Here is a 24,078-nt window from a genome sequence, read left to right as displayed (position 1 = left end):
GGCGTTGTAGTAAAAAGAGCGGTTTTTTAAACATTTACTTCACCAGGAACCCCGACGAAGGCAATCCCAAAGCCCTCCTCCGCCCGGTACTCGGACACGCTCCGGGCATGAAAGAGCCGCACCACCTCTGCCATCCGCCCCCTGACTATCTCGAAGTAATAGACGCTTCCGGCGGGGACTGCCCGTCGCATTACCTTCGGCGCCGGAGGCCGCATGCTGAACCCGCCGAGCGGTAGCGGCCGCCCCACTGCCGCCGCCAGAAGGCGGAGCTCAAGATTTTCGTACCGGCCGCGAATATCGCCGTCTTCGCAGTGCAGCCACCCCGGCAGCCAGCCGTTCTCAAAAAACGCAGGCGTGACCAGGTAGAGCTTGAAGAAGCGGGTTTCAGGTACCTGATCCTCCCAGACCCGCAGAACCTCCAGCTCCTCCCCGGAGTCAAGGGTATAGGTGGCCACCCGCCCCTCGCCCCCCAGCCTGAGAAAGCCGGAGGGAGGGATTTCAATCCCCTCGTACCAAACGGCCAGGGCCAGGTTCTTCAGCCTGTTCATAGTGATACGGTAAAGCTTATGCTCTTCTGCACCCAGGGTCGAGCGATCCCGCCCTATGCCCACTTTGGGCTCACCCACAAGGTAATCGGAAAGTGGCTGGGCAGTCAGCACTGTTTCCCCTCTGAGGTAGGCTGCCAGGGTAAAGTGGTCGATGAGGTTTTTCTCCGGAGAGAAGGTCTTCTCTCCCCACACAGGGGCTTCCAGTACCAGCGGCAGGGGGTGGTTCGAGACCATACCTTTTGCCCGGGCAAGCCTGCGCACCAGGCAGTGTGACTCCTCCAGCCCGACGCACTCCAGCGGGAGGGGAAAAGCGGGAATCCTCGTTTCCCCCACCAGCCAGTAGAAGAGATTCACCCGGAGTTCCCGTGTCGGGTCTTTTTCACTGTTGGCCAGGACGAGTTCTTTCGGGTGGTGAGAGAAGTGGAGGGCGCGCAGCGCTCCGTAAAAGACGCCGGGCGGCGGGGGAAAAATGCTGTCGCCCCAGTCGTCCTCTCCCATGGTAAATGGGCGGCCGTCTCTGAAAAACAGCGGGTCAAGCGCTTCAATCACCAGGCGCAAGGTTCGAGTTCACCTCCCGCGCCAGAAAGGCGGCTATTTCCAGGTAAGAAAGAAAGTTCTCCAGTGTTCCCTGAGCGTAGAGAGTGAGGAGTTCACCGGCCAGTTCGGAGATGGTTGTTTCCTCTTCTTTCACCTTACCCTGCCAGGCGCGCCGGAGCAGCCGGTTAAGCTCGGCCCGGAGGATCTCCTCTTCAGAGGCCGGTGCCACAGACCCGGATTCCGGCGGCTTTAGGTATCTAAACTCGCCGCTCAGGTGCCGGATGAACCTGTCCGATACCTTCTCTTCAACCAGTAACCTCACCAGCTTTGCCAGCAGCACGAGCGGGCGGAGTTGCCCGCAGGTCCAGTGGTAGACAGCCTGGTGGATCTCTCCCGAACGCTTGAGCACCACCAGGGCGAAGGCGTCCCGGCCCCCCCGCTCTTTGGCTTCTCTCTCCGCGTGCCGCGCCCGGCGCAGAACCTCAGACAGCGGTTCCTTGTAATGAGCAATGCATATGCCACAGGAAGTGGAAGAGTGCCGCCCGCTTTTTACCGGGCCCAGTTCCTCGTAGGCCGGAAATTGCCGGCGCAACTCCTCCAGGACGGAAAGAAGGTGGTTGAGGTTGAGAAAGGCCAGCACGTCGTCGCCCCCGCAGTAGACCAGCCTGCCTCTGGGAGGTGCGAGGTATTTGCTGACCCAACCGGCGTACCCGCCCAGCGTCTGCGTGAGGGTCTTCTGGAAGGCGCGCAGTTCTCCAGGATTCTCAAGAAAGTGGCCCCCTACCCACTTCCCCATGTTGTCCGCGTCCATGCATAGCACGGCGTAGTACCTGGTGAACCGGAGGCCCTTTTTCTCCGCTTCTTCCTCCAGTTCCGCGCGCGCCTCCCGCGCCTTCCCGAGCACGTCCAGGGGAATGCCCTCCCGCTCGAAGGTCCGGTGGGTCAGGTTTTCCTCGTAGTAGAAGTGATCATCGAAGCGGTCGCCGAAGAGTTCGCAGTAGTTCACAAGCATTTCCCGGGGAAGACAATCCAGGGTTGCCATGAGAGCTACGGCCGCCGTGGAGGGAAAGCCGGTGGGTGCACCGGGCAGCTCCAGGTCGAGGCAACGCTTTAACATGCCCAGGGCACCCAGACACTCCCCTTCCGCAAGATAGCGGCGGGATAACACTTTCTCGGCCACCTCCTGCGCCTCGGGGCACAGGTATGCCCGCCGTTGTCGAAAAAAAAGGGCGTTATGCTCTCCGGTAAGGCTACACTTCCTGCCCTTCTCGTTAAGTGGACCGAAGGCACGGCAGGTCTTGATAGCCTCCAGGTGGGCCTCTGCACGGAGGTAGGCCTTCAAGTAATCCCCGTCCTCCATCCCGGCTACGACCCAGCAGATCTCAAAGAAGGTCTCCAGCTGGCGGAAAAAGGCCTGTTTCAGCCCGTGATCCGGAGGAGAAGAACCGCAGGCCCTGTTCAGGACCAGCCCGCCCAGACGCCGGACTTCACCCCGCACCGTCTCTTCCACAACGGAACCGATCACTGCCGGCTGGAGACCCTCCGGCAGCACCGCCACGAAACGGTTGGGCAGCGAGGGGTTCTTCAGGTAAGGGAAAATGATTTCGGCCCCGTACCCTGTCGCCGCACCGGCAGCCACACGGCAGAGATGGGACAGGAGGTAGCTGCCGGCAAAAAGGTCCTGGGCCTTGCGCGCCTGGACGAGAAAGGATTGCACCGGTCCCACAGTGAAGATTAGAACCGCTCCCAAAAGACCACCTCCAGCTTTTTGGCGAACTTCTCGTTCATATCCCGGCAGACCGCTAGGAAGTTTCTGTCGTGCCCCTCCCTTTCGTCGTCCATGGCCGGGAACTTTTCCCGGTTGATCCCCAACCTCTGATGGTAGACGGGTGGCAGGTACTGCGAGGGGAGGTAAAGAATGTAGCCGGCGTAGCCGCCTTCCTCTTCGTGGACGCGCAGGAAGTAGGGCTTGGCGTGCCGGTCCAGCAAAGACTCCTGTTTTTGGTTGGCCACGATGGGGGCCCCCAGGTACTGCCGCTTGCCGTACTCATGCCGTTTCTCCAGGGAAAGGCGTGCTTCCCGGTAGGCGCGGGCGAGTTCTGCCAGGCAACCGTCCCAGCTCTTATACGTGCTTTTCGTCCGGAACAGCCCGGCACCCTTGCAAAAGGCACTGAAGGAGGGGAGGCCGTCAAAGGTACATAAATTCTCCATGATTTCCCGGCCCGGGACCATTGCAGCCAGTTCCTGCTTCATTTTTTCCGGCCCTTCCACCTTCTCCACCTTGAAGCTGCCGTACCCGTTGCGCGCCTTTGTCCCCAGCGTCCCGAAGAGGCAAAAAGCACGCAGGGCTTTTACGAGCTCCCCCGGTATTTTGCCGTTTTTCCCCTCGTCCCAGAGCCGCACCACCAGGCGGAAGGTGGAATCCGGGGCAATATATTGCCGTACAAGGATGTTTCGTTTTTGCGCCCTGTCCCACTCATAGGTGCCGTAAGCGAGGTACTCCAGGAGGTTTACGGGAAAGCTCCGGCCATTGGAGCGCGTCACGATTTCTTTATGCAATGGGAGTGGATCCTGCGTAACCTTGACCCCAGTTTCCTCAACCGCCAGCGAGAACCTGCTCTTGCGGCCGTCCCCCTCCCCGGCGGTGCCGAAAATTTCCCCTTCCTTCTTTTTCAACTTTTCCAGGGACATACTCCCGTTCTGGGCACGCCACCAGAACCGCAGCATCCCCTTGATGGAAGCCGCCCGCAGTTCGGCCGTCTTGCCGTCGGCACCGGCCAGGAACATGGGGGTAAGCACCCTGATGGTTAAACAAAGCTCCTGCAAGCTATCTCTCCCCCCTTTCTTGATGGTTGTCACCCGGAAAGGGGGCGGATGACCGCCCGCCTTCCGGCTTAAAAAGGGCCGTAACTTAAGTGAAAAACAGCCTTTCTTCCACCTTCCCCAGCGAAAAAACCGGCCGGTACCGGGGCGGCTGCTCGGTGCCGAACCACTGGCAGACGGTAAATTTCGGCTCCCGGGAAAAGGCCATCCCCAGCGCGAAAGCCACCACCGCCGGGCAGGTCAGGCAGACCTCCACCTGCTGGTAATCTCTCGCCAGTTCAAGACCCCGCCCAACCAGGTGCTGGACGTAACCGAGCCAGTTGCCCTCCGGCAGGGCCATCCGGTAAACGAGGGCCGCGTTATCCGCCGTTTCCCAGTCGGGGTGGTTACGAAGGCTTAACGCGTGCCGTTCGGAAATGAAAAAGTGGAGAACAAGTTTTGCCTGACCCTGCCCATTTTTTTCCTCGATCACTTCCGGTTCCGGCACGGACGAGTCCGCCTTCTCGAACAACACCCGGCTCCTGGTCAGGTCAAGCACCTTAAAGTAACGGCCGCCCTCCTGGTGGTACAGGACTACCGCCCGGCGCAGGCCGAGCGTCGCCCCCACCGCAAAGGCCAGGGGAAGAACCAGGTGGATGTGAAGATGGTAGACATAGCCCTGGGAGCAGGCGGACAATAAGCGTTTATCTATACCCTCCCATCCGGAAAGAAGAACCCGCCAGGCATCTTCCCAGTCCTGGAAATTGGCGGAATCACGGATATTGACCGGCAGGCCCTGAAGGCAAAGAAAAAGTTCCTCCGGGTCCAGGGAAGCCCGATCCGGCAGCTCATCCTTTGCCACCTGAAGGCCTGCACCCGTGGTAAACGAATTGAAAAGGGCCCGGGCCGTGTTCCTGTCCGGGCTTTCACTGAGGAGTAACGGTACCGGCACATGGCCCACACCCTCACCTTCTTTATCGGGCGGTGGCGGGGGAGGTGGCGGGGGAGGGCCAATTAACTGATCATACCTGCATTTGGAGCAGTTCAGCTCAAGGAGCAGGGAAGGAATACTAATCCTGGTTTCCGGGTCCACTTCTCTGAAACATTGCGGCTCTTCGCTTTTTTCCGCCTGCCTGGCATGCATGTTGGCATCCCGGTAAATCCAGATCAGGTTTCCAGCTTTCTTTTTCAGGGCTCCTGCCCTTGCCTGGAGTTTTTCAAATTCCATTCTCCTGTCGAAGTGAGCCATGTCGAACCTATTCCTGGCCATGACCAATTTTTCTGCCAGTTGCTGAATCTGGATCTCCTGCTGACTGAGCCTTTCCCGGGCTTCTTTAAATTTTTTTTCGATTTTTTTAAACTCCTGTGGATTTACGCTGGTCGCTTCTATTTTTTTACTTTTCTCAACTAACTGCCAGGCCCCCAGTGTGCATACAAAAGCCAGAAAAAGATTAATCACCCAGAAAACAAGGAAAAACGATAGCGGGCTGACGCTTATTCCAAAGATTTCCGTTCCAATTGCCTCAAAATATTTCAGCCGCAAGTATGAAATTGCGGACAGAGCGAAAAATAACGAAACACTAGCCACTACAGCCCTGGTCCTTTTTTCATTAGCCAGAAAATGGCCTATAAGTTCACTGCAGAGAAAAATAGCCAGGCCAATGGGAATGGCAATAAAATAGGTTACTAAATTGGATTCTCCAAAGATTTCAAAGACTTTTTTATTGAGAATAAATTCCGCACCAAAAATAAAAGAGAATATTATATAATGACCAGCATGACGCCAGAAGCGGGACTGTGGCCGGCTAAGGGAATCAAAAAGGGCCTTTATTTTCTCGTATTCCTTAATAGCATCTTGCTGCTTCTGTGAATATTTTTCCATATTCTTTTCGACTTCAAAATAATTATTCTCAGCTTCAGCACACGCCGTGCGCAGGGACTTGTCCCTTTCTTTCCAGTCTTCAGCCATTTTATGCAATTCCTGCTCCGCAACCGAGTAAACTTCTTTTTCAAATTCCGGAGGGTCTGTGGAATCCACGGAAGGGTACGGCTCTTTTTTTACCCGCAGCGGCCACCCCAGCCTCCAGCGCCAGGTGCGCCCGTCCCTGGCACCTCTTCTTCTGGCCACACGCGGCGAATAAATGAATTTTCCGGCCATTTTTACAGGGCTCCTGCCCGCACACCTCCCTCTTAATCTCCTGCAAATTTCAACAGGGTACTGCTGTAATTTTCCCTGGCAAGCCTTGCACCACAGGCTTTAAAATACTCCAGCCAGAATCTCTGCACCTCAAAAAACCTGTTGCTTTGTTCCTTAGTGGCCGCCACTACGTAAACATCCACTCCATTAAGATCGGGAAGCCTCCCATTTGTTTTTTCCGCATTGATAATTTCACTAATTCGCCGGGGGGTGAGATTCTCCCGGTAAAAATTATAGCGCTCTGAGTCCTCCAGCATGTCTGATAGGATGACTAAAATTTTTCTGTCCCGCTGGTAGTTCCGGAAGGCGTTTTGCGCTACGGCCAGGGAGCTCATAATATCTGTGTTTGTTACCTTTTCACGTCTTTCCTCGCCTGGCAGGAGAACTCCTTTTATTTTTTCGGTAAGCTGGGGTTTCTTTGCCTCCAATTCTTCCTCAGCTTTTTTCGTTATTTTTTTAACTAAAAGGGGATTATCGGTGGGTCTACCGGCAGCGTCTTTTAGTTCAACCTTAAAGTCTTCCTTAACGGGTACCTCCGGTTCACTTACCGAGGAAGCGGTTATTTTTGCGACCATAAAGAAATCTCCCGGCTTTATTTTACCGATCACCTCTTTTAAACTCTCCAGGTAAAGATTACGCAGGTCACGGGTGCTTTCCGACAGATCAACCAGAACCACCACTGCCTTTGTCTCTGTCTTTTCCTGTTTTTTTTCACAGCCTGCAAGGCAAGACAGGACCAGCGTTACAACCAGGAACATTGCTACCAGTTTAACAACCCTCAATTCCAAACCCTCCTTTGTTATTTACCAATTTTTTTGAAGATGGTTTATAATTCCTCCTCATATTTCAAAAAAACCTGAAAAATTCCCACAAAAGAAATGCGAAATTTCCTGCCTATTGCCGTGAAAATATTTTTCCCCACCTGCCGGAGCAAGTGGCAGGCTCCAGGCACTTCGACCAGGAAAGGTTTTCTACACCACCTGACTTTTTCCTCCTGCCCCTGGAACAAATTTCTGACCTGTTTGAGAAAAAAGCAGGACTGCTGAGCCAGCTGCCTTTACAAAGCAAATTCACCGGGATCTGCGTTTCTTACCTGTTCGACAGGTTTGTGCCCGGCGGGACGAACCACACTTAAAAATGTCTCCAGGGAGGTCAGCAAAGCATCCCTGACCAACTCCAGAAAGGACATCATATTACCGGTCACCGACGCCTCCTCCAGAGAGGTCAGGTAGCGCTCCCGCTCCTCTTTTTTGAAAACTACGGGTGGATACCCCTCCCGCATGAAAACAAAATTCATCAGCAGCCGGGCCGTCCGCCCGTTGCCATCTATAGTTTCCTTCCAGGGCCGTGGAGTGGTGGGTCCACTCCACGAGGTAAAATTCCCTCAACCTGGCGGCAACGGCAGGAGGAAAGGACCTCAGGGCATCCAGTTCCTTCTTTTTTTGGTCTATTAACTCAAAAATTGACCCACGACTCCTTCAAGGCCAACCACCCCGTGGATCAGCTTTCTTTCCCCGGGTGCGCTGGAACTGAAGGCAAAGGCCGAGGCGATTAGCTGCCGCGCTGTGACCAGATTGTCCTGATTGTTTACATGCAAAGTGGCCAGGACGTCCCCCGCCTTGACGCGGTCGCCCACCTTTTTGTGCAACACTACTCCCACCGCCGGGTCGATGGTGTCTTCTTTGGTCTTCCGGCCGGCCCCCAAAAGCATGGCTACCCGGCCAATCCTTTCGGCATGGATGGCCGCCACATACCCATCTTCCTGCGCCTTCACCTGTTCTTTGTATGAGGCCTCCGGTAACAGATCCGGCTCATCCGCCACCCGCGGATCACCGCCCTGGGCCTTAACCATCTCCCGGAACTTGTCCAATGCCTGCCCCCGTTCCAGCAACCCGGCCAGCCGGTTCACTCCTTCCTCTACGTCCGTCGCCGCACCGGCCAGGACGAGCATGTGGCCGCCCAGCACGAGACACAGCTCCCGCAAATCGGATGGACCCTGTCCGGATAGGGTCTCAATGGCCTCCCGCACCTCCAGGGCGTTGCCTACGGCAAAACCCAGGGGCTGGTCCATATCGCTAATCACTGCCACGGTCCTTTTGCCCACCTGCCGGCCGATGGCTACCATGGCCCGGGCCAGGGTAGAGGCCTCATCCACGGAACGCATAAAGGCCCCCCTTCCTGCCTTTACATCCAGGACGATGGCATCGGCTCCGGCGGCGATTTTTTTGCTCATCACGCTGGAAGCAATCAGGGGAATGCTGTCCACCGTGGCCGTCACGTCCCGCAGGGCGTAAAGCTTTTTATCCGCCGGCACCAGGTTGCCCGTTTGGGCTACCACCGCCACGCCAACTTCCCTGACCTGGCGCATAAAATCATCCGGAGTAAGGTTTACTTTAAAACCGGGAATGGATTCCAGCTTATCCACCGTCCCCCCGGTATGACCCAGCCCCCGGCCGGACATCTTGGCCACGGGTACCCCGGCGGCAGCTACAAGGGGAGCCAGCACCAAAGTGGTTTTGTCCCCCACCCCGCCGGTACTGTGCTTGTCCACCTTGCTACCGGGGATGTCCGCAAGATCGACCCGGTCTCCTGAACTGGCCATGGCCAGGGTGAGGTCCGCCGTTTCCCGGGAATTAAGTCCCCGGAAGAAAATGGCCATTAATAACGCCGCCGCCTGGTAATCGGGTATTTCCCCAACCGTATATCCCCGGACAAAAAAGTTGATTTCTTCCGTGGTGAGCTCGAATCCCTGGCGTTTTTTCAGGATAATATCGTACATGCGCACAATTGTTCACCTCAGAATTTGCGTGGTAAATGTTCAGTGACCCCGCCATGGTGCCGGTGGCAGCAGTTTTACCGGATAATTATTTCCCGGGCGAAACTGGTTCCCCGCGGATAGGAAAGTCCGAAAAGCTCGGCCACGGTGGCGGCCACGTCGCTGAAAGTGCTGCGGGTCCCCAGATTTACCCCCGGTTTTACCTTCTGGCCGTAAACCAGAAGAGGAACGTACTCCCGGCTGTGGTCCGTACTGCTGGTGGTGGGGTCACACCCGTGATCAGCGGTGATAATCAGCACCTCATCGGGCCTGGTGGCATGCAGAATTTCCGGCAGGCGCCGGTCAAAAGCCTCCAGGGCATCCGCATACCCCCGGGGATTGTTGCGGTGACCGTAAAGCATATCGAAGTCTACCAGGTTGGTAAAAATCAACCCCCGCTCCAGGCGTCTCATGCAGGCAAGTGTCTGGTCCACCCCGTCCATATTACCTTCCGTATGTACGGCTTCGGTGATACCTTTCCCGGCAAAAATATCCTCAATTTTGCCCACGGCCAGGACAGGAAATCCGTTCTCTAAAAGCAAATCTAAAATGGTGGGGCCGGGCGGAGGAAGGGAGAAATCCCGCCGCCTGTCCGTACGTTTAAAAGCACCGGGCCTCCCCACAAAGGGCCGGGCAATAACCCGCCCTACGGCGTGGTCGCCGGTTAGCAACTCCCTGGCAATACGGCACATCCGGTATAATTCCTCCACGGGGATAATCTCTTCATGGGCGGCAATTTGAAACACGCTGTCGGCCGAGGTATAAACAATGGGATACCCGGTCCTCATGTGTTCCGGCCCCAGTTCCTCAATAATGGCCGTACCGGAAGCCGCCTTGTTGCCCAGAACGGGCCGCCCGATGCGCTCCTCAAAAGGCTTGATTATTTCCGGGGGAAAGCCATGGGGGTAGACGGGGAAGGGCCGTTCCAGCAACAAGCCGGCAATTTCCCAGTGGCCGGTGGTGGTATCCTTGCCGGCGGAAGCCTCAGCCATCCGTCCGTAAGCGGCCAGGGGCCGGTCCACCGGGGGAACCCCCTCAATGGGAAGGATATTTCCCAGGCCCAGCCGGCCCAGGTGGGGTATATTGAGTCCTCCCACGGCCCGGGCAGTATTGGCCAGGGTATTGCTGCCCGCATCCCCGTATTGGGCGGCGTCGGGAAGTTCCCCGATACCTACGCTGTCAAGAACAATAAGGGTAAGACGATTGATGATTGCGGCCAAGTAAGATCAACTCCTTTGTAAATGTTCAGCGATCCCGCTATGGTGCAGCGTTGTCCACGCTCACTCCAGCGCTCCGCAAGTCGTTCGCTTTGGACAACGCTGCACTGTGCCGATGGTAGCGGTTTTGCTGAACAATTACACCCCTTTTATCCATCCAGTTGCGCCCGGGGATGGGTGCGGTCATAAATTTCCCGCAGCCTGGTACGGGTTACATGGGTGTAAATTTGCGTGGTGGCAATATCGGCGTGACCGAGCAATTCCTGAACAGAACGCAGGTCGGCACCGTTTTCCAGCAAGTGGGTGGCAAAGGAATGGCGCAGGGTATGAGGGGTGATGACCTTAGTAATGCGCCCCTGGCGGGCATACTTTTTTATAATCTTCCAGAATCCCTGCCGGGTGAGGCGGCGGCCCTGCTGATTGACAAACAGAGCAGGGGTATTGATGCCTCTGGTTAGTTTTACCCTGGCCCGGGTGAGGTATTCGGATACATAAAAAGCGGCCACGGAACCCAGGGGGATAATTCGCTCTTTGGATCCTTTCCCGAAACAACGCACAAAACCGTGCTCCAAATTAACATCGGCCAGATCCAGGGAAACCAGCTCACTCACCCGCAGGCCGGTGGCGTAAAGCAGTTCCAGCATGGCCTTATCCCGCAGTCCGGTGGCCGAGGATGTGCGGGGTTGAGCCAGGAGCCTGTCTACTTCTTCGGGGGTCAATACCCTCGGCAACCGCTGAGCCAGGCGGGGGGATTCCAAATTAGCGGTCGGATCGGTCGAAATTACTCCTTCTTGAACCAGGAAGCGGTAGAAAGATTTTAAAGCCGCCAGGTGCCGGGAAACGGTGGCCGGAGCCCGCCCCTCTTTTTTTAACTTGAGCAAATAAGCCATCACGGCACCGCGTCCCTCCCCCAGGGGATCCAACCGCCGGGACCGGCAAAAAAGCCAGTACTGGTTTAAATCGAGCTGGTAGGAAGTCGTGGTGTTCCGGGCCAGACCCTTTTCCACCGCCAGGTAATGGATAAAGGTATCAATTAAATCCTGCAAGGCACATCGCCCCCGTGCATATTATTACTCCTTCTATTTCCACGAGAGACTCATTAATCCTGCTGATTCCCATGTTTTTCCTCATCGCGCAAACTACATAAAAAGGGACTTTGGCCTAAAACCAAAAGTCCCCTGACTCAACAACATCCTAAGATAAGAGCCGTGTCAAAAGGTGTAGGTTTGGTAAGCTGACTGCCATTGCTCTGTGGCAAACCGGTATTCCATTGCCGCACCGGCTCTGGAATCGGTTGCAGAAGGGTATGGTGTGTGCATTAATGCCAGCACAAAGAGTATGATCAAAACTACCACTGCCAGAAGGCCTAAAGAAGTCTTATGATCCATCCCGACCCCTTCCCCGCTCCGTTTATATCTATAGACGTTATGAAGAGGGGAAAGGTTCCAGAACTCGTTAAACGGGTTAAATTTTTATCAGTTCATATTGCCGGGTGCCCAGACCAATTTCTTCCCCGTAACTCAGCTGGCGCTCCCACACAGCCTGGGGCCACAGGGCACGGAATACGTCCTGCACTTCCCGGCCCTCCAGCCGGGAGCCGGGTAAAACCTTCTCCCCGTTGACCAGGTCGGCGCAGGCCTGATCCAGGGCTACCGGGTCCAGGGAAGCCAGGATGCCAATGTCCCGCACCACGGGAGCGTCCGTCCAGCTGACACAGTCGCATTCCGGAGAAACATTGGTCACAAAGTTGATGAACCCGGCTTTGCCCTTCTTATTGTGGAGCACTCCGGCGGCGTATTCCACAATCTTTTCCTGGATCGCTTCCGGCTCCGTTTTCCAGTTAATGCCTATTGCTTCCACCGGACAGGTGACTGTACACTCTCCGCAGCCAATACATTTTTCCTGATCGATGGCCGCTTTTTTCGTTTCCCTGGACACGGCAATAGCTCCCGCCGGGCACCAGCGGGTACAACGGGCGCAACCCTCGCATTTTTCAGGGTTCACCCCGGGCAGTACGTCGGAGTGCATCATTTGCTTGCCGCTGCGGGAACCCGATCCCATGCCGGTGTTCTTGAGGGCACCGCCAAAGCCCGTAAGTTCATGGCATTTAAAATGGCTCACCACCAGCAGGGCATCGGCGTGAATAAGGGCGCTGCCAATCTTTACTTCCTTGAAGTGCTTCAGGTTGACCGGCACATTAATGTAATCCTTCCCCGTAAGTCCATCGGCAATAATCAGGGGAGCGCCAACCACGGCATAAGCAAAACCGTTTTCAATGGCTGTTTGCAGGTGATCTACCGCGTTTGAACGGCTGCCCACGTAAAGGGTGTTGGCATCGGTAAGAAAGGGTTTCCCACCCAGTTCTTTAACCCTGTTCACCAGGCGGCGAATAAACTGGGGCCGCACATAGCCCGTATTGCCCCGCTCCCCAAAATGAACTTTAAAGGCCACCAGGTCTCTGGGAGCAAAAAGCTCTCTCATTCCCGCACGCTCGAAAAGCTTTTCCACCTTATCCAGAAGATTTTCTTTATGTTTGGCCCGCATGTCGGCAAAAAAAACTTTAGCCGGCAAAATTTCATCCCTCCATAAGAGTTTAAGCTCCAGGCAATGCCCCGGGAATAACCCCGGAGCGTTGCGGTTTTTTATATTCTTTCTCCAAAAGGAAAACCATTTCCTTTTTACGTCATCTAAAAGACAAAAGTAATGTTTGCTGTCAGCGCGGAAGCCAGGGAGCGAGCGTGGACCCAGCACTCCTGGAATACAATGTCTTCGTAAAACCAGAGGTATCAATTGAACCTGAAATATCAGGAGCAGAGCCGTATTGTGGTGAGTGCTGGGCGGCACCATGGCGGGGTAACTGAACATTTACAGACAAAAAAATAGTAATATAACATAAGCCGGTTTGCTAATCCGGCTTACCATGACTCCCCCGGTAATATTCCTGTAAAAACTCAAACAGGCGATCCATAAATGTACCCCGACCCGCATCAAAAGGGCCAATGGCGGGGTTGTAAACGGAAGTGCCAGGAGAAGGAGGCCGGGGTTGGTCAAAGGCGCCACCCGACCTGATCAGGCCGTAAATGTGCCCGCAAAGAACAGCAAGGATGGCCAGCACCACCAGCATGCGCAGGCAAAACATTAACCGGCGTTTTAGTTTCGTTAAAAAAATTACCATCATGATCCCACCCGGTCATGGCAGTCCACCGGGGTTTCCCTCCCTTGCCTTGTGGTTTTATTGAACATTTACTATCTCACTCCAGGATGCCGACCACCATTCTGGTCAACCAGGGCGTCAAAAAGGCCTCCACCAGCCCCGCCCCCACCGCCACGGTCAGAGCAACCAGCATCACGCCCGTGTAGCGGGCAAAGGACCCCCATATTTTGCTCCAGGTACTGGAGGGACGGGGAAGAAGCACGAGGGCAAAGGAAAGGGATGCCACCGCACCCACAAACAGTGCGGGCAAATAAAGCAAATGTTGCGGGATAATACAGGCCAGGGCTAAAAGCAATCCGCTCCAGGCCAGGTCGTAATTGAGAAAAGCTACGGTAAAACCCAGAACAAATCCTTTCAGGAAAACCAGAGCAAGGATCACAGGGATACCAATAAATGTTAGCCCTAAAAGGTAAAGGACAACCATGATGAGCATTTTGCCGTACATGGCCTCCCAGGCCACCCGGCCTGCTTCCAGATCCAGATTCCGGGCCTGCTTAATGAATGTATTTATATAATCGTGAAGTTCCTGGATTTGTACCGGGGGAAGGAAGGTAAGGCTCAGGGCACCACAAATCAAACCCAGGGTGAAAAAAATTAATACCAGCAAGCAAAGGGGCCAGCTGCTGCGCAGGGAATGGCGGAAAACATCGAGCAAAGCTCTCCCCCCTTCCAACCTGTCCATGCTCATATATATGGCTCAGGAAGGGGGTATATGAATGGGTGGGGGAAATTAAAAAAGCTCAAGGATGAGGCGATAAATGTAGTGGGCAGCAAGCAGGTCTTCCATAGAGTTGCCGCTGGCGGCCACCACGGCAATGCCCCGGTGTAAATTTTTCGCAGCCGCCACCGCCCGGGTGGCGGCAGCTACAGCCGGGTCCCTGCCTTTTTTGTGGCGTGTACGGGCCACCGTTCCGGCAAGGACAGCCGGGGCACCGGCCGTCAGGGCGGCATCAAAGGCAACCCCCCCGGAGCCCGTGGCCGCCACCACCACTCTTCTTTTAAAGTCTACCAGTTCGGCGACGGAGGCGCCCAAATTGGGAACTACGGCTTCAAGCCTTGCCCCGGCAGCCGCAATGCCCCCGAGCACCTTTTGTATGCCGGCCTTGCGTTGCTCCCCGGTACCGGTGCGTGGCTCGGCAATTACCACCACACCGGTGTCCAGTGCCCGGGCTCTTTCCCCGGCCATCCGGCCCACACCTGCCGGATCAACGGGAACGGGGGGTTTGGCCGCATCGGGGCTGGCTCCAAAGACCGCCGCCGCTCCTTCATCCAGGGCCGCTTCCAGGCTGGTAGACATGTCAATCACATCCACCACCAAAACCACCAGGCCCTGCCGGGCGGCCCAGGCAGCTCCGCTGGCGTTGGCGGTAAGGATCACTGCGGGTAACAAAATCTCACCCCATCACGTTATACCATTAAATACCAGGGCACTTCCTCAGGGCTTCCCTTCACTGACGGCATTTGTTTTTAAAAACAGACCGGCCGCATATGCCCCGGCTGCTCCCGCGGCAAGGAAGAATTCGGGGTCCTCATCTATGCCCCGCCCCATGGTGGTAACGGCAAGACCGTACTCCTGCAGCGCCTCCCGGGTGGGGTTGTCCTCCACCACGATCACCCGGTGCCTGTCCAGGATACCGCTCTCCCGGAGCTGCCGCCAGACCAGGGCATGCTTTTCCTGCGCCAGGACCGGAATGGGGACGGTACAGGGGACGAGGGCCACCCGGCCCAGGGCAGTCCTGGTATGATGGCTCAACCCCCGGTGGCGTTCCCGGGCATCGGCAAAGCTGATGCGCGGCACCGCCACCGGTTGCCCCTTCAGGATATGCACCGCATTCACCAGCTCCCCCTGCTCTAAGCCGGTAAAGCCAAAGGTGGAGGCGGTACCGACAATGCCCGGCCCCATGGCCGCAATGATAATGTCCGCCCCGGCTACACTCCGGGCGGCCAGCAGACCGCTGTAAACGGTAACGGCTTCGTAGTCGCCGCCAAAGGCATGGCCGCAGGTTACGGTGGCCGACAGGAGCCCTTTTTCTTTGAGTTGAAATACCAGGCGGCTCAAAGGAAGGGGCAGGGCCGCCCCGTCGGTCATCAGGTAGACTACACGGGCTTTGCCGCGGGTCAGCCTGCGGATTACCGCCGCCGCCGGGGCAATCATGCTGTGCAGGGAGGCTATGATTACCGGGATACCGTCCAGGGAATCTGCCGCCCGGAAGCAGCGGTTTTGGGGGTGCCCCTCCTCTTCCACGGCCAGTACTTTAACCTGGGAGGGGGTATAGCGGGCCTTCATAATGTGACCCGGACAGGGGGCATCAAGGGCCGGGTTGGCCAGGTTGGCCATAATAAAATGGGTACCTCCGGTACCCAGTTTTTTGTATACGGCGGTGGTGTTAAGCACCACCGCATCCCCCGGTTTAACCGGACCGGTAAGGTGATCGTAGTTTACAGCTCGCTCTTCCTTCCCCTCCACCCTGACCAGGACCTCGGTCAGCCCCGGACGTCTGGCCTGCACGGCCACAACTTCTCCAGTACGGATGCGGATCATTCCACGGCCTCCAGCTATCTGTTTACTATTCAATCACCATCCGGATAATTTCCAGGAGATAGCGGGCGTTGGTCGCCAGATCCTCTACCCGGATAAATTCTTCGGTGGTATGAACCTTTTGCATGGCAATTCCCAGGTTGGCGCAGGTAATGCCACGGGAGTTAAATATGTTGGCATCACTGCCCCCGCCGGTTTTAACCAGCTGCGGGACCAGGCCCAGTTTTTCGGCCGCCCTCTTTGCCAGTACAACGGCAGGATGGGATTCGGCCAGTTTGAATTCGTGGTAAAGGGTCTGGGTGGTTATCTCCACCCTGGCCCCGAATTGAGCAGCCGTTGTTTCAAGGACCTCCACCATGGCCGCCGTTTGAGCACGGCATTTACTCCCGTCAAGGCTCCTGGTTTCTCCCTCGAGGCGGCAGGAATCTGGCACAATATTAGTGGCCTGGCCACCGGAGATAACCCCGATGTTGGCCGTGGTTTCTTCATCAATACGCCCCAGGGTCATACGGGCTACGGCATGGGCGGCCACGGCAATGGCATTAATCCCCTCCTCGGGATTTATCCCTGCGTGGGCCGCCCGGCCCCGGATAACCGCCTCTATCTTATCCTGGGTGGGGGCCTGTACCACTATGGTTCCAGCGGGCCCGTTAGAATCCAGCACGTAACCCATTGATGAACGCAACCGGCTGTGATCCAGATGTTTGGCTCCTAAAAGACCAATTTCCTCCCCGATGGTGAAGACCACTTCCAGCCCGCCGTGGGCAAGCTGTTGTTCCGTAATGACCCGGAGCACTTCCAGAATGGCTGCTATGCCGGCCTTGTCGTCGCCCCCTAGAATGGTATCCCCGGCAGAACGGACAACGCCGTTCTCCACCACCGGCCGCACGCCCCGGCCAGGCTCCACCGTATCCATGTGGGCCACCAGCAAAAGGGGACGCTCCGGGCCCCGGGCCGGCAGGGTGGCAATCAGGTTGCCGGCTTCTCCCCCGGTTTCGGCCCCGGCCCGGTCCTCACATACATCCAATCCCAGGCCCCTTAAGCGGGTCGCCAGCAGGTCTGCCAGTGCCCTTTCCTGTCCGCTGACGCTGTCTACCTGTACCAGCTCGAGAAATTCGGCCAGGATTCTATCCTGATTGATCATCAATAATACCCCTCCAGCAGCTGATCTCGCCGGCGGCCATCACCCTGCCCGGGCAGCGGCCGGACGCCGAACCAGGGCGGCACCGGTTTCCAGGGCCTGGCGGTTGAGGGGAATCAGCTTATGGCGATGGGCGGGCAAAACCTCCCGCAGGGATTTTTCCACCGCGTCCAGGGAAACGACCCCCGTCAATTCCAGCAATGCCCCCAGAATGACGTTACCGGCTACCCTGGCGTTACCCAGCTCTTCGGCCAGTTCGTTGGCCGGTATATAATATACCCGGACATCCTTACGGGTAGCCTTGATATCAACAAGGGAGCTGTTGATCAGGATCAATCCCCCGGGGACCACGCTCCCCTCAAACTTTTCCAGGGAGGGGCGGTTCATTACAATCAGGGAAGTAGGTTCGGTAACTACCGGGGAACTGATGGGGGAATCGGAAATGGTTACGCCGCAATTGGCCGTACCGCCCCGCATTTCAGGACCGTAGGAGGGAATCCAGGACACGTGCTTCCCTTCCAGCATGCCGGCGTAGGCCAGGAGTTGCCCGGTAGAAAGAACCCCCTGTCCGCCAAAGCCGGCGATCAAAATTGCCTCATACATTTTAACCAACCTCCGCAGGTTTTTTGTGCTCCCCCAGGGGATAGTAGGGAATCATGTTTTCGGCCAACCATTTTAAGGCTTCCGCCGGAGGCAGGCCCCAGTTGGTGGGACACGCCGACAGCACCTCGACAATGGAAAAGCCAAGATTGGCCAGCTGCACTTCGAAGGCCCGCTTGATGGCCTTTTTAGCCTTTACCACATGGGCCGGGTCATGCACGGAAACCCGGGCCGCATAGGCCGTACCGTCCAGGACACTGAGCATTTCCGCTATTTTTACCGGGTAGCCGTTAACTTCCTTATCCCGTCCGTAGGGAGTGGTGGTGGTCTTTTGGCCCAACAGGGTGGTGGGAGCCATCTGGCCCCCGGTCATGGCATAAATGGCATTGTTAATAAAAATTACAGTAAATTTCTCTCCCCGGGCCGCGGCATGGACAATTTCCCCCGTTCCGATAGCCGCCAGGTCACCATCTCCTTGATAGGTAAAGACCACCCGGTCGGGCAGCACCCGCTTGATTCCGGTGGCCACAGCCGGAGCACGGCCGTGGGAAGCCTGGAACATATCGCAATCGAAGTAATTGTAAGCAAACACTGAACAACCCACCGGTGCCACACCAATAGTACGGTCAAAGATCTCCAGTTCATCGATTACCTCGGCTACCAGGCGGTGAACAATGCCGTGGGTACAACCGGGACAGTAATGGGTGGGAATATCCTTCAACGACCGGGGTCTGGTGAACACTTTTTTCATCACTGGCCCTCCCCCCCGTACAATTTTTTCACTTCCCGCACCACATCTGCCGCCACGGGAAGCATGCCGCCGCAACGGCCGTAAAAATACACGGGGCGGCGGCCATTCACGGTCAGGCGGACATCCTCCACCATCTGTCCCAGATTCATTTCCACAACCAGGAATCGTTCTGCTTCCCCAATTACCGGCTCAAAAGCCTTTTGGGGAAAGGGCCACAGGGTGATGGGCCGGATCAGGCCTACCGCCAGGCCTTCTTCCCGGCAGCGGTCCACCACTGCCTTGCAGATGCGGGCGGCAGTACCAAAGGCAACCAGCACCAGCTTTGCCCCGCCCAGCCGGTACTCCTCCCAGCGCTGTTCCCGCTCGGCAATCAGCGCGTATTTCCGGGCCAGTTTTAGATTATGCTGCTCCAGCTCTTCGGGAACAATGTACAGGGAGTTGATCAACTTTTTTTCGCCCCCCATGCGCCCCGTGGCCGCCCAGGGCCGGGGAGGGATCTGGATTTCCTTTTCTTCTCCCAGCTCCACCGGCTCCATCATTTGTCCCAGGATGCCATCGCCCGCCACCATCACCGGGTTGCGGTAGCGGTCGGCCAGGTCAAAGGCCACCCGCATCAAATCGATGATCTCCTGCACCGAAGCGGGAGCCAGGACAATCACCCGGTAATCTCCGTGGCCGCCCCCTTTGGTAGCCTGAAAGTAGTCGGACTGGGCCGGCGCAATATTGCCCAGACCGGGGCCGCCCCGGATCATGTTTACAATGACACAGGGCAACTCGGCACCAGCCAGGTAGGAAATGCCTTCCTGCATCAGGCTGATTCCGGGACCGGAGGAGGAAGTCATCACCCGGGCACCCGCCCCGGCGGCACCGTAAACCATATTAATGGCGGCCGTTTCACTTTCCGACTGCAGGTAAACTCCCCCCACCTCCGGGAGGCGTTTGGCCAGGTAGTGGGGCAGTTCGCTCTGGGGCGTAATGGGATAACCGAAAAAGTAACGGCAGCCGGCCCTGACCGCACCCTCCCCGATGGCCTCGTTTCCTTTCATTAGTATTTTAGCCAACCCGGGCCACCTCCCTTTCCACCTCGATGACCAGATCAGGACACATGCGGGCACAGGTGGCACAGCCGGTACATTTGCTCTGATCTTCAACGGTAGCCGGGTGAAAACCCATGCTGTTGATATGTTTGGCTAAAGTAATGATGCCCTTCGGGCAAAAGGTAACACAGAGTTCGCAACCCTTACAGCGTTCTTCTCTAAATGTCACTCGTGCGGCAGCCAAAAATCTCCCTCCCAAACTTAAGCCTTAAAAATCCTGCCACGGGGTTTGCATAAAGAGGTTCAAAGGGAGCACGGGCAACCCGGGGGGAAGGTGGGCACGCAGCTCTTCTGCTAAATCCCGGCGCGCCGCCACCATTACCACCGGCAGGTTGAGGATGCGGGCCGCATCCTGCACCACCCGGTGTCCGGCCAGGATGGTTTGCCAGTCGGTAGCCGCCCCTAGATTGGTATTGCTCACCAGGCCCGTTACCTGCAGGCGGCAGGCCTTCTCGATACCCTCCAGCATGTTGATGATGCCCTCTTTATCTCGCGTAAAAGGGCGGCAGGCATTCACCACAAGCCAGAGGTGGTAATCTTTCGCGGGCAGCAGGGGCTTGAACCGTCCCAGGACCGTCGCCCCCACTTCATCGCCACCCACATCAAATACCCCATACCGGCCCGGGTCCTCCAGCACCCCGCGGATGGCCGGGGGCAGGGCCGGTAAATCCGCCCTCATCCACTCACCCCGGGGACAAACCACCGTCAACCCCAGTTGTTCCAGTTTTTCCCTGACCAGGCGGGTGCGAAAATAGGGGTTCACCACATCCAGGTCGATTACGGACGTGGGCAAACCCCGCTCCTTCAGGGAAAGGGCAAAATTAATGGCCAGTTCGGTCTTTCCGCTACCCAGATGGCCGGTAAAAATGGTTATTCTCCTTATACCTGTACCCACCCGGGATCACCCCACGGTCAAAACAATTCGACAAAGATACCGAATTTCCTATCCCCGCAGCGAAAAACTGTTTATTGCCGGTCGCTGCCCCAACGGTCCAGGCGGTCCAGCAACGGGCTGCGGGCAATAAGGCTGGTAAGGGAATATTTTTCGGCCACCACGTGCAGGACAATGAGCAGTCCCAGGTAAGCCAGTTTAATCCCGTCCGGCAGTACCCATACCGCCGTTAGTCCCAGGGCGGCGCCCAGGGCGTTTGCTCCCGTGTCGCCCATCATGGCCCTGGCTTTCAAATCCACGGCCAGGTAGGCCACAACACTGCCCGTTAAAACGGCCAGGAAAGCTAAGGGCCATTGCCCCCAACCGGCCGCAAATAAAAGAAAAGAGCCCAGAAGAAAACCTTTGCCGGCCCGGCCGGGGCGCAAATCCAAAAGGTTGATGGCATTTACGGAAAGGGCCAGGGTCAGGGCATTAACCGGCACCCAGGCCAGGGGGCCGGCTACTGCCGCCAGGAAAAGGCTTAACCCCCCACCGGCCAGTGCCTTGAGGGCGCCGGTGGTTAGCCTTCCCTGCAAAAGGCTCTGCAGGTGTCCCTTCAAGCCGCTGGCATTACGGGAACCCCAGACATCATCCACCAGCCCCAGGCAGGTGAAGGCTGCCAGGGCCAGGGAAAAGGCCAGGGCAAAAAACTGCAGGTGTCCCGGCAAAAACGGGTAAAGGAGGGCTATACACGCTACGGCAGCCAGGGAAAACACCAGGCCTACCCCCAGGGGAATAACCTCACCCCGGAAATTAGGGCGCACAAAGCCGGCTTCCACAATCATTCCCATCAATCCGGGCAGGAACAGGCGGGTGAGCAGGGCCCCCAAAAGACCGGCAAAAACCAGGGTTACCGGGAAAGAAAAGGTGGTGATAAAAAAGGGCATGATGAACACCTCGCACCGAGTAAATATTATAGCGAATTTCTGGCCTGCCAGAGAACCCGGGCTACATGCCAGAATTGCTTTCCCCGGTGTAAAAACCCTTTCAAATCCCGCCCGGTCTCCCTGTGGGTCATGACCACGGGAACTTCCTGCACCCGGAAGCCCAGGCGGGCCGCTTTAATCGTCATGCCCACCTCTACTCCAAAGCCGGAGGCAAAAGGCAGCAGATGCTGCAGCACTTCCCGGGTCATGGCCCGCTGCCCGGACAAGGGTGATTCCATTACCAGGCCGGTATACCACCGGATTCCGGTCCTGGCCAGCCCCTTCACCAGGCCAAATCCTCCTTTGTGCCTGGCCGCAGGAAAGCGGGCCACCGTCATATCGGCTTCTCCCTCCAGGACCGGTAAAAGCAGGCGCCTGGCCTCCACGGCACTGACACCCAGATCGGCATCAATGAGCAGGACAACATCACGGGTGCAAAGGGCCGCACCCCGGTTCAAAGCCTCCCCCTTGCCCTTGTTGCGGGGAAGACGAATTACCCGGGCACCACTGGCCCGGGCTACTTCAGCCGTAGCATCGGTGGAACCGTCATCAACAACCACTACCTCGACCACCTCGGGGATAGATAGAACGGCCTGCACGGTATCCTTAATGCGGCTCGCCTCGTTATAGGCGGGAACCAGTACCGATACTGCTGGTTCTTTTACCATCTGCGGGTTTTCCCCCTTCGTCCAGTTCGGGGAGCAGCTTCTGAGCAGTAGGCTTGACCCCGTAGTGTCCCGGCTTACCGGTGAGGGCAATTACCAGGGCCACCTGGCCGGGAATGGTGTCAATATTATCAACAGTGGTAATGCGTTTCTTCTGGTAATCCGGCATGTAGGAGTAAAGAACATTGGTTTCCTCCACGCCATAAACGGGTATTTTATTCTGCAAAAGCGTGTTAATGAGGGGCAAATCCAGGGCCTGAACCCTGACCATATCCCGGTCCTGGCTGCCGCCGATGATAATCACGCCGTCCAGGGGCACCCCGTAATTCCCCGTAATTTTAATCAGGTTTTCTTCCACCAGGACATCCACAACCTTGCTCTTGCCTTTAACCAGCCCCCGGGCAATTTCCCCGGCCAGACGGGTGGTTAATTGTTCGTTAGTCAGGTTGTTCCATCCCAGCTGCTTTTCCAGTGTCTCCTTTTTACCGTTTATGTAAAAACCATTCAGTACTGTGGTGATAGATTGTACCTCCGCCCCGGCCAATCGTAAAGTGGCAATAAGATCATCGGGAAATCCATAACTATTGGTTTCAATGATAGCCAGCCGGTACCCGGCCAAACGCTCACGGACCAAAACCGGCAGCACCTGCTTTTCAAACTGTTTTTGTCTCTGGTTTTCCATCTCCAGGGCATTGGCCCGGGCCTCCACCGCTTCGTTCTTTTCCCGGAGTTGCTCCATCTGCAACATGAGTTTATCCGCCAGCTGTTTTTGCTGTTTGGTCAGGGCATCATTGCCGAGCATGGTGCTGCCCACCAGTATACCGAGTCCCAGGGCGAGAAAAACCGCTACCAGGGAAGCAATGTGATAGCGCAAGTTAATAATCATCATACCACCAGCCTAAATCCGGCCCAGCCTGGCACGCGGGTGGCGGGGTACCCGTGCATCATACCACCAGCCTAAATCCCCAGCAGCAACCGGAAGTGTATGTACAGCAGGCGTAACAATTCCCTGGTGGCAGGGGAGACAACTACCACCACACCGGCGGGCAGGAGGGCGGCAAGAACAATTTGGGCCAGGTACCTGGCTTTAATGCGATTGCGGTAGAGCTTGCTGACTCCTTTGGCATCAACTAAAACCGAGCCTACCTTCAACCGCACCAAAAAAGTGCTCCCCATGCCCTGCCGCCCCTTTTCTAAAAAATCCTCCACACAAAAGTGAGTACCCACGGCTACAATTAACTCCGCTCCGCCGTCATAAGCCAAAAGCATGGCTATATCTTCGCTGGTGCCGGGGGCAGCAAAAACCGCTGCCTTTAACCCCAGTTGCTGAATCCGTTGCAACCCGGGAGCCCTTCCATCGGGATAAGCGTGGACCACCAGCTCCGCCCCCGACCGCAAGGTCTTATCTGAAACACTGTCCATATCTCCCACTATGATATCGGGCTGGTACCCAAATTCAATCAGGGCATCGGCACCGCCATCCACGCCCACCAGTACCGGGCGCATTTCGTCAATGTAAGATTTAATAGCACTTAGATCCTCCTTGTAGTTGTGTCCCCGTACCACAATGAGCACATGCCTGCCTTTAAAGGAGGTGCGCAAAGGCGGTCGCTGGTACTCACCCTTGATCAGGCTCATTTCGTGCCGGGCATGCTCCAGGGTGTTTTCCACAAAACGGGAAATAACGGTTCCCATATTCTGCTGGGCCAGGGTCATTTTTTGTTTGATTTCTTCGGCAGTGAGAATATGACCGGCGGCCACTTGGCGGCCCTGACAGAAAATCAGGCCGTCTATTATATCCACTTCTTGTCCTTCAGCTACCAGATCCATAATTTCTTCCCCGGCATTGTCCACCAGGACTACCCCCGCCTGAACCAGGGTCAGGGGACCGTGGTTGGGATACCGGTCGCTCAAGGAGGAAGCGGCGTTAATTACCGCCCGTACCCGCGCCTCCACCAGGGACCGGGCGGCGACGTCATCAAGCTCGGGGTGGTTGATAATGGCAATTTCGTGAGCCGCCAGACGTTTGACCAGGTGTTTGGTTCGCCTGTCCACCCGGGCAATACCCTTAACGTGCATGCCAATCTCACCGCCTTAA

Annotated in this window: 24 protein-coding genes; all 24 read right to left on the bottom strand. The window is 56.6% G+C overall.

What is annotated here, in order from left to right; all coding sequences use genetic code 11:
* Window positions 1-26: 26 nt before the first annotated feature.
* Complete coding sequence (locus G7K71_RS12985) at window positions 27-1,097, bottom strand: type III-B CRISPR module-associated Cmr3 family protein (RefSeq protein ID WP_313885011.1); 1,071 nt, start codon at window positions 1,095-1,097, stop codon at window positions 27-29.
* Window positions 1,090-2,835 (bottom strand): type III-B CRISPR-associated protein Cas10/Cmr2, encoded by a 1,746-nt coding sequence (gene cas10, locus G7K71_RS12980; RefSeq protein ID WP_166347051.1) that lies wholly within the window; start codon window positions 2,833-2,835, stop codon window positions 1,090-1,092. Before cas10 ends, G7K71_RS12985 begins: the two co-directional genes overlap by 8 nt.
* Window positions 2,820-3,911 (bottom strand): type III-B CRISPR module RAMP protein Cmr1, encoded by a 1,092-nt coding sequence (gene cmr1, locus G7K71_RS12975; protein ID WP_166347048.1) that lies wholly within the window; start codon window positions 3,909-3,911, stop codon window positions 2,820-2,822. The genes cas10 and cmr1 overlap by 16 nt, the downstream gene beginning before the upstream one ends.
* Before the next feature lie 85 nt (window positions 3,912-3,996).
* Entirely contained in the window at window positions 3,997-6,045 is a 2,049-nt protein-coding gene (locus G7K71_RS12970; RefSeq protein WP_166347045.1) for a hypothetical protein, read from the bottom strand.
* Window positions 6,046-6,077: 32 nt separating this feature from the next.
* On the bottom strand, window positions 6,078-6,866 hold the full coding sequence (locus tag G7K71_RS12965) for a hypothetical protein (protein WP_166347043.1): 789 nt from the start codon (window positions 6,864-6,866) through the stop codon (window positions 6,078-6,080).
* 275 nt (window positions 6,867-7,141) lie between these two features.
* Entirely contained in the window at window positions 7,142-7,381 is a 240-nt protein-coding gene (locus G7K71_RS19100; protein WP_207712914.1) for a hypothetical protein, read from the bottom strand.
* A gap of 153 nt (window positions 7,382-7,534) precedes the next feature.
* Window positions 7,535-8,869: a pyrimidine-nucleoside phosphorylase gene (locus G7K71_RS12955; protein WP_166347040.1), complete on the bottom strand. Its 1,335-nt coding sequence runs from the start codon at window positions 8,867-8,869 to the stop codon at window positions 7,535-7,537.
* A gap of 68 nt (window positions 8,870-8,937) precedes the next feature.
* Window positions 8,938-10,119, bottom strand: coding sequence for a phosphopentomutase (locus G7K71_RS12950; RefSeq protein ID WP_166347037.1), 1,182 nt, complete (start codon window positions 10,117-10,119; stop codon window positions 8,938-8,940).
* Between the two features lie 146 nt (window positions 10,120-10,265).
* Window positions 10,266-11,162 (bottom strand): site-specific tyrosine recombinase XerD, encoded by an 897-nt coding sequence (xerD, locus tag G7K71_RS12945; RefSeq protein ID WP_166347034.1) that lies wholly within the window; start codon window positions 11,160-11,162, stop codon window positions 10,266-10,268.
* A gap of 418 nt (window positions 11,163-11,580) precedes the next feature.
* Window positions 11,581-12,687, bottom strand: coding sequence for a DUF362 domain-containing protein (locus G7K71_RS12940; protein WP_166347031.1), 1,107 nt, complete (start codon window positions 12,685-12,687; stop codon window positions 11,581-11,583).
* 334 nt (window positions 12,688-13,021) lie between these two features.
* A complete protein-coding gene (locus G7K71_RS12935; protein WP_166347028.1) occupies window positions 13,022-13,294 on the bottom strand; it encodes a hypothetical protein in 273 nt (90 codons plus the stop codon).
* Between the two features lie 73 nt (window positions 13,295-13,367).
* Window positions 13,368-13,985 carry a stage II sporulation protein M gene (spoIIM, locus tag G7K71_RS12930; RefSeq protein ID WP_166347025.1) on the bottom strand — a complete coding sequence of 206 codons (618 nt, stop codon included), beginning with the start codon at window positions 13,983-13,985 and terminating at the stop codon, window positions 13,368-13,370.
* A gap of 75 nt (window positions 13,986-14,060) precedes the next feature.
* Window positions 14,061-14,720 (bottom strand): hypothetical protein, encoded by a 660-nt coding sequence (locus tag G7K71_RS12925; RefSeq protein WP_207712913.1) that lies wholly within the window; start codon window positions 14,718-14,720, stop codon window positions 14,061-14,063.
* A 45-nt stretch (window positions 14,721-14,765) separates the two neighbouring features.
* Complete coding sequence (locus tag G7K71_RS12920) at window positions 14,766-15,872, bottom strand: DUF3866 family protein (protein WP_166347022.1); 1,107 nt, start codon at window positions 15,870-15,872, stop codon at window positions 14,766-14,768.
* A gap of 25 nt (window positions 15,873-15,897) precedes the next feature.
* Window positions 15,898-17,013, bottom strand: a complete 1,116-nt coding sequence (locus G7K71_RS12915; protein WP_166347020.1) for a M20/M25/M40 family metallo-hydrolase — start codon at window positions 17,011-17,013, stop codon at window positions 15,898-15,900.
* Between the two features lie 39 nt (window positions 17,014-17,052).
* Window positions 17,053-17,613, bottom strand: a complete 561-nt coding sequence (locus G7K71_RS12910; protein WP_013822987.1) for a 2-oxoacid:acceptor oxidoreductase family protein — start codon at window positions 17,611-17,613, stop codon at window positions 17,053-17,055.
* A 1-nt stretch (window position 17,614) separates the two neighbouring features.
* Window positions 17,615-18,361 (bottom strand): thiamine pyrophosphate-dependent enzyme, encoded by a 747-nt coding sequence (locus tag G7K71_RS12905; protein ID WP_207712912.1) that lies wholly within the window; start codon window positions 18,359-18,361, stop codon window positions 17,615-17,617.
* The gene (locus G7K71_RS12900; RefSeq protein WP_166347014.1) at window positions 18,361-19,422 is read right to left on the bottom strand and encodes a 3-methyl-2-oxobutanoate dehydrogenase subunit VorB; all 1,062 of its coding nucleotides are present in this window, start codon (window positions 19,420-19,422) and stop codon (window positions 18,361-18,363) included. The genes G7K71_RS12905 and G7K71_RS12900 overlap by 1 nt, the downstream gene beginning before the upstream one ends.
* A complete protein-coding gene (locus tag G7K71_RS12895; RefSeq protein ID WP_072869654.1) occupies window positions 19,415-19,642 on the bottom strand; it encodes a 4Fe-4S binding protein in 228 nt (75 codons plus the stop codon). The genes G7K71_RS12900 and G7K71_RS12895 overlap by 8 nt, the downstream gene beginning before the upstream one ends.
* A 24-nt stretch (window positions 19,643-19,666) precedes the next feature.
* Window positions 19,667-20,353, bottom strand: coding sequence for a ParA family protein (locus G7K71_RS12890; RefSeq protein ID WP_166347011.1), 687 nt, complete (start codon window positions 20,351-20,353; stop codon window positions 19,667-19,669).
* A gap of 71 nt (window positions 20,354-20,424) precedes the next feature.
* Window positions 20,425-21,276 carry a hypothetical protein gene (locus G7K71_RS12885; protein ID WP_207712911.1) on the bottom strand — a complete coding sequence of 284 codons (852 nt, stop codon included), beginning with the start codon at window positions 21,274-21,276 and terminating at the stop codon, window positions 20,425-20,427.
* A gap of 26 nt (window positions 21,277-21,302) precedes the next feature.
* The gene (locus G7K71_RS12880; RefSeq protein ID WP_166347008.1) at window positions 21,303-21,983 is read right to left on the bottom strand and encodes a glycosyltransferase family 2 protein; all 681 of its coding nucleotides are present in this window, start codon (window positions 21,981-21,983) and stop codon (window positions 21,303-21,305) included.
* On the bottom strand, window positions 21,940-22,869 hold the full coding sequence (locus G7K71_RS12875; RefSeq protein WP_166347005.1) for a copper transporter: 930 nt from the start codon (window positions 22,867-22,869) through the stop codon (window positions 21,940-21,942). Before G7K71_RS12875 ends, G7K71_RS12880 begins: the two co-directional genes overlap by 44 nt.
* 68 nt (window positions 22,870-22,937) lie before the next feature.
* Complete coding sequence (steA, locus tag G7K71_RS12870) at window positions 22,938-24,059, bottom strand: putative cytokinetic ring protein SteA (RefSeq protein WP_013822995.1); 1,122 nt, start codon at window positions 24,057-24,059, stop codon at window positions 22,938-22,940.
* Window positions 24,060-24,078 lie beyond the last annotated feature (19 nt).

This window comes from Desulfofundulus sp. TPOSR (assembly GCF_011393055.1).
GTDB lineage: Bacteria > Bacillota > Desulfotomaculia > Desulfotomaculales > Desulfovirgulaceae > Desulfofundulus > Desulfofundulus kuznetsovii.
Note: the sequence above shows the minus strand (reverse complement) of the source record. Positions and strands in the feature narration are given on the sequence as shown.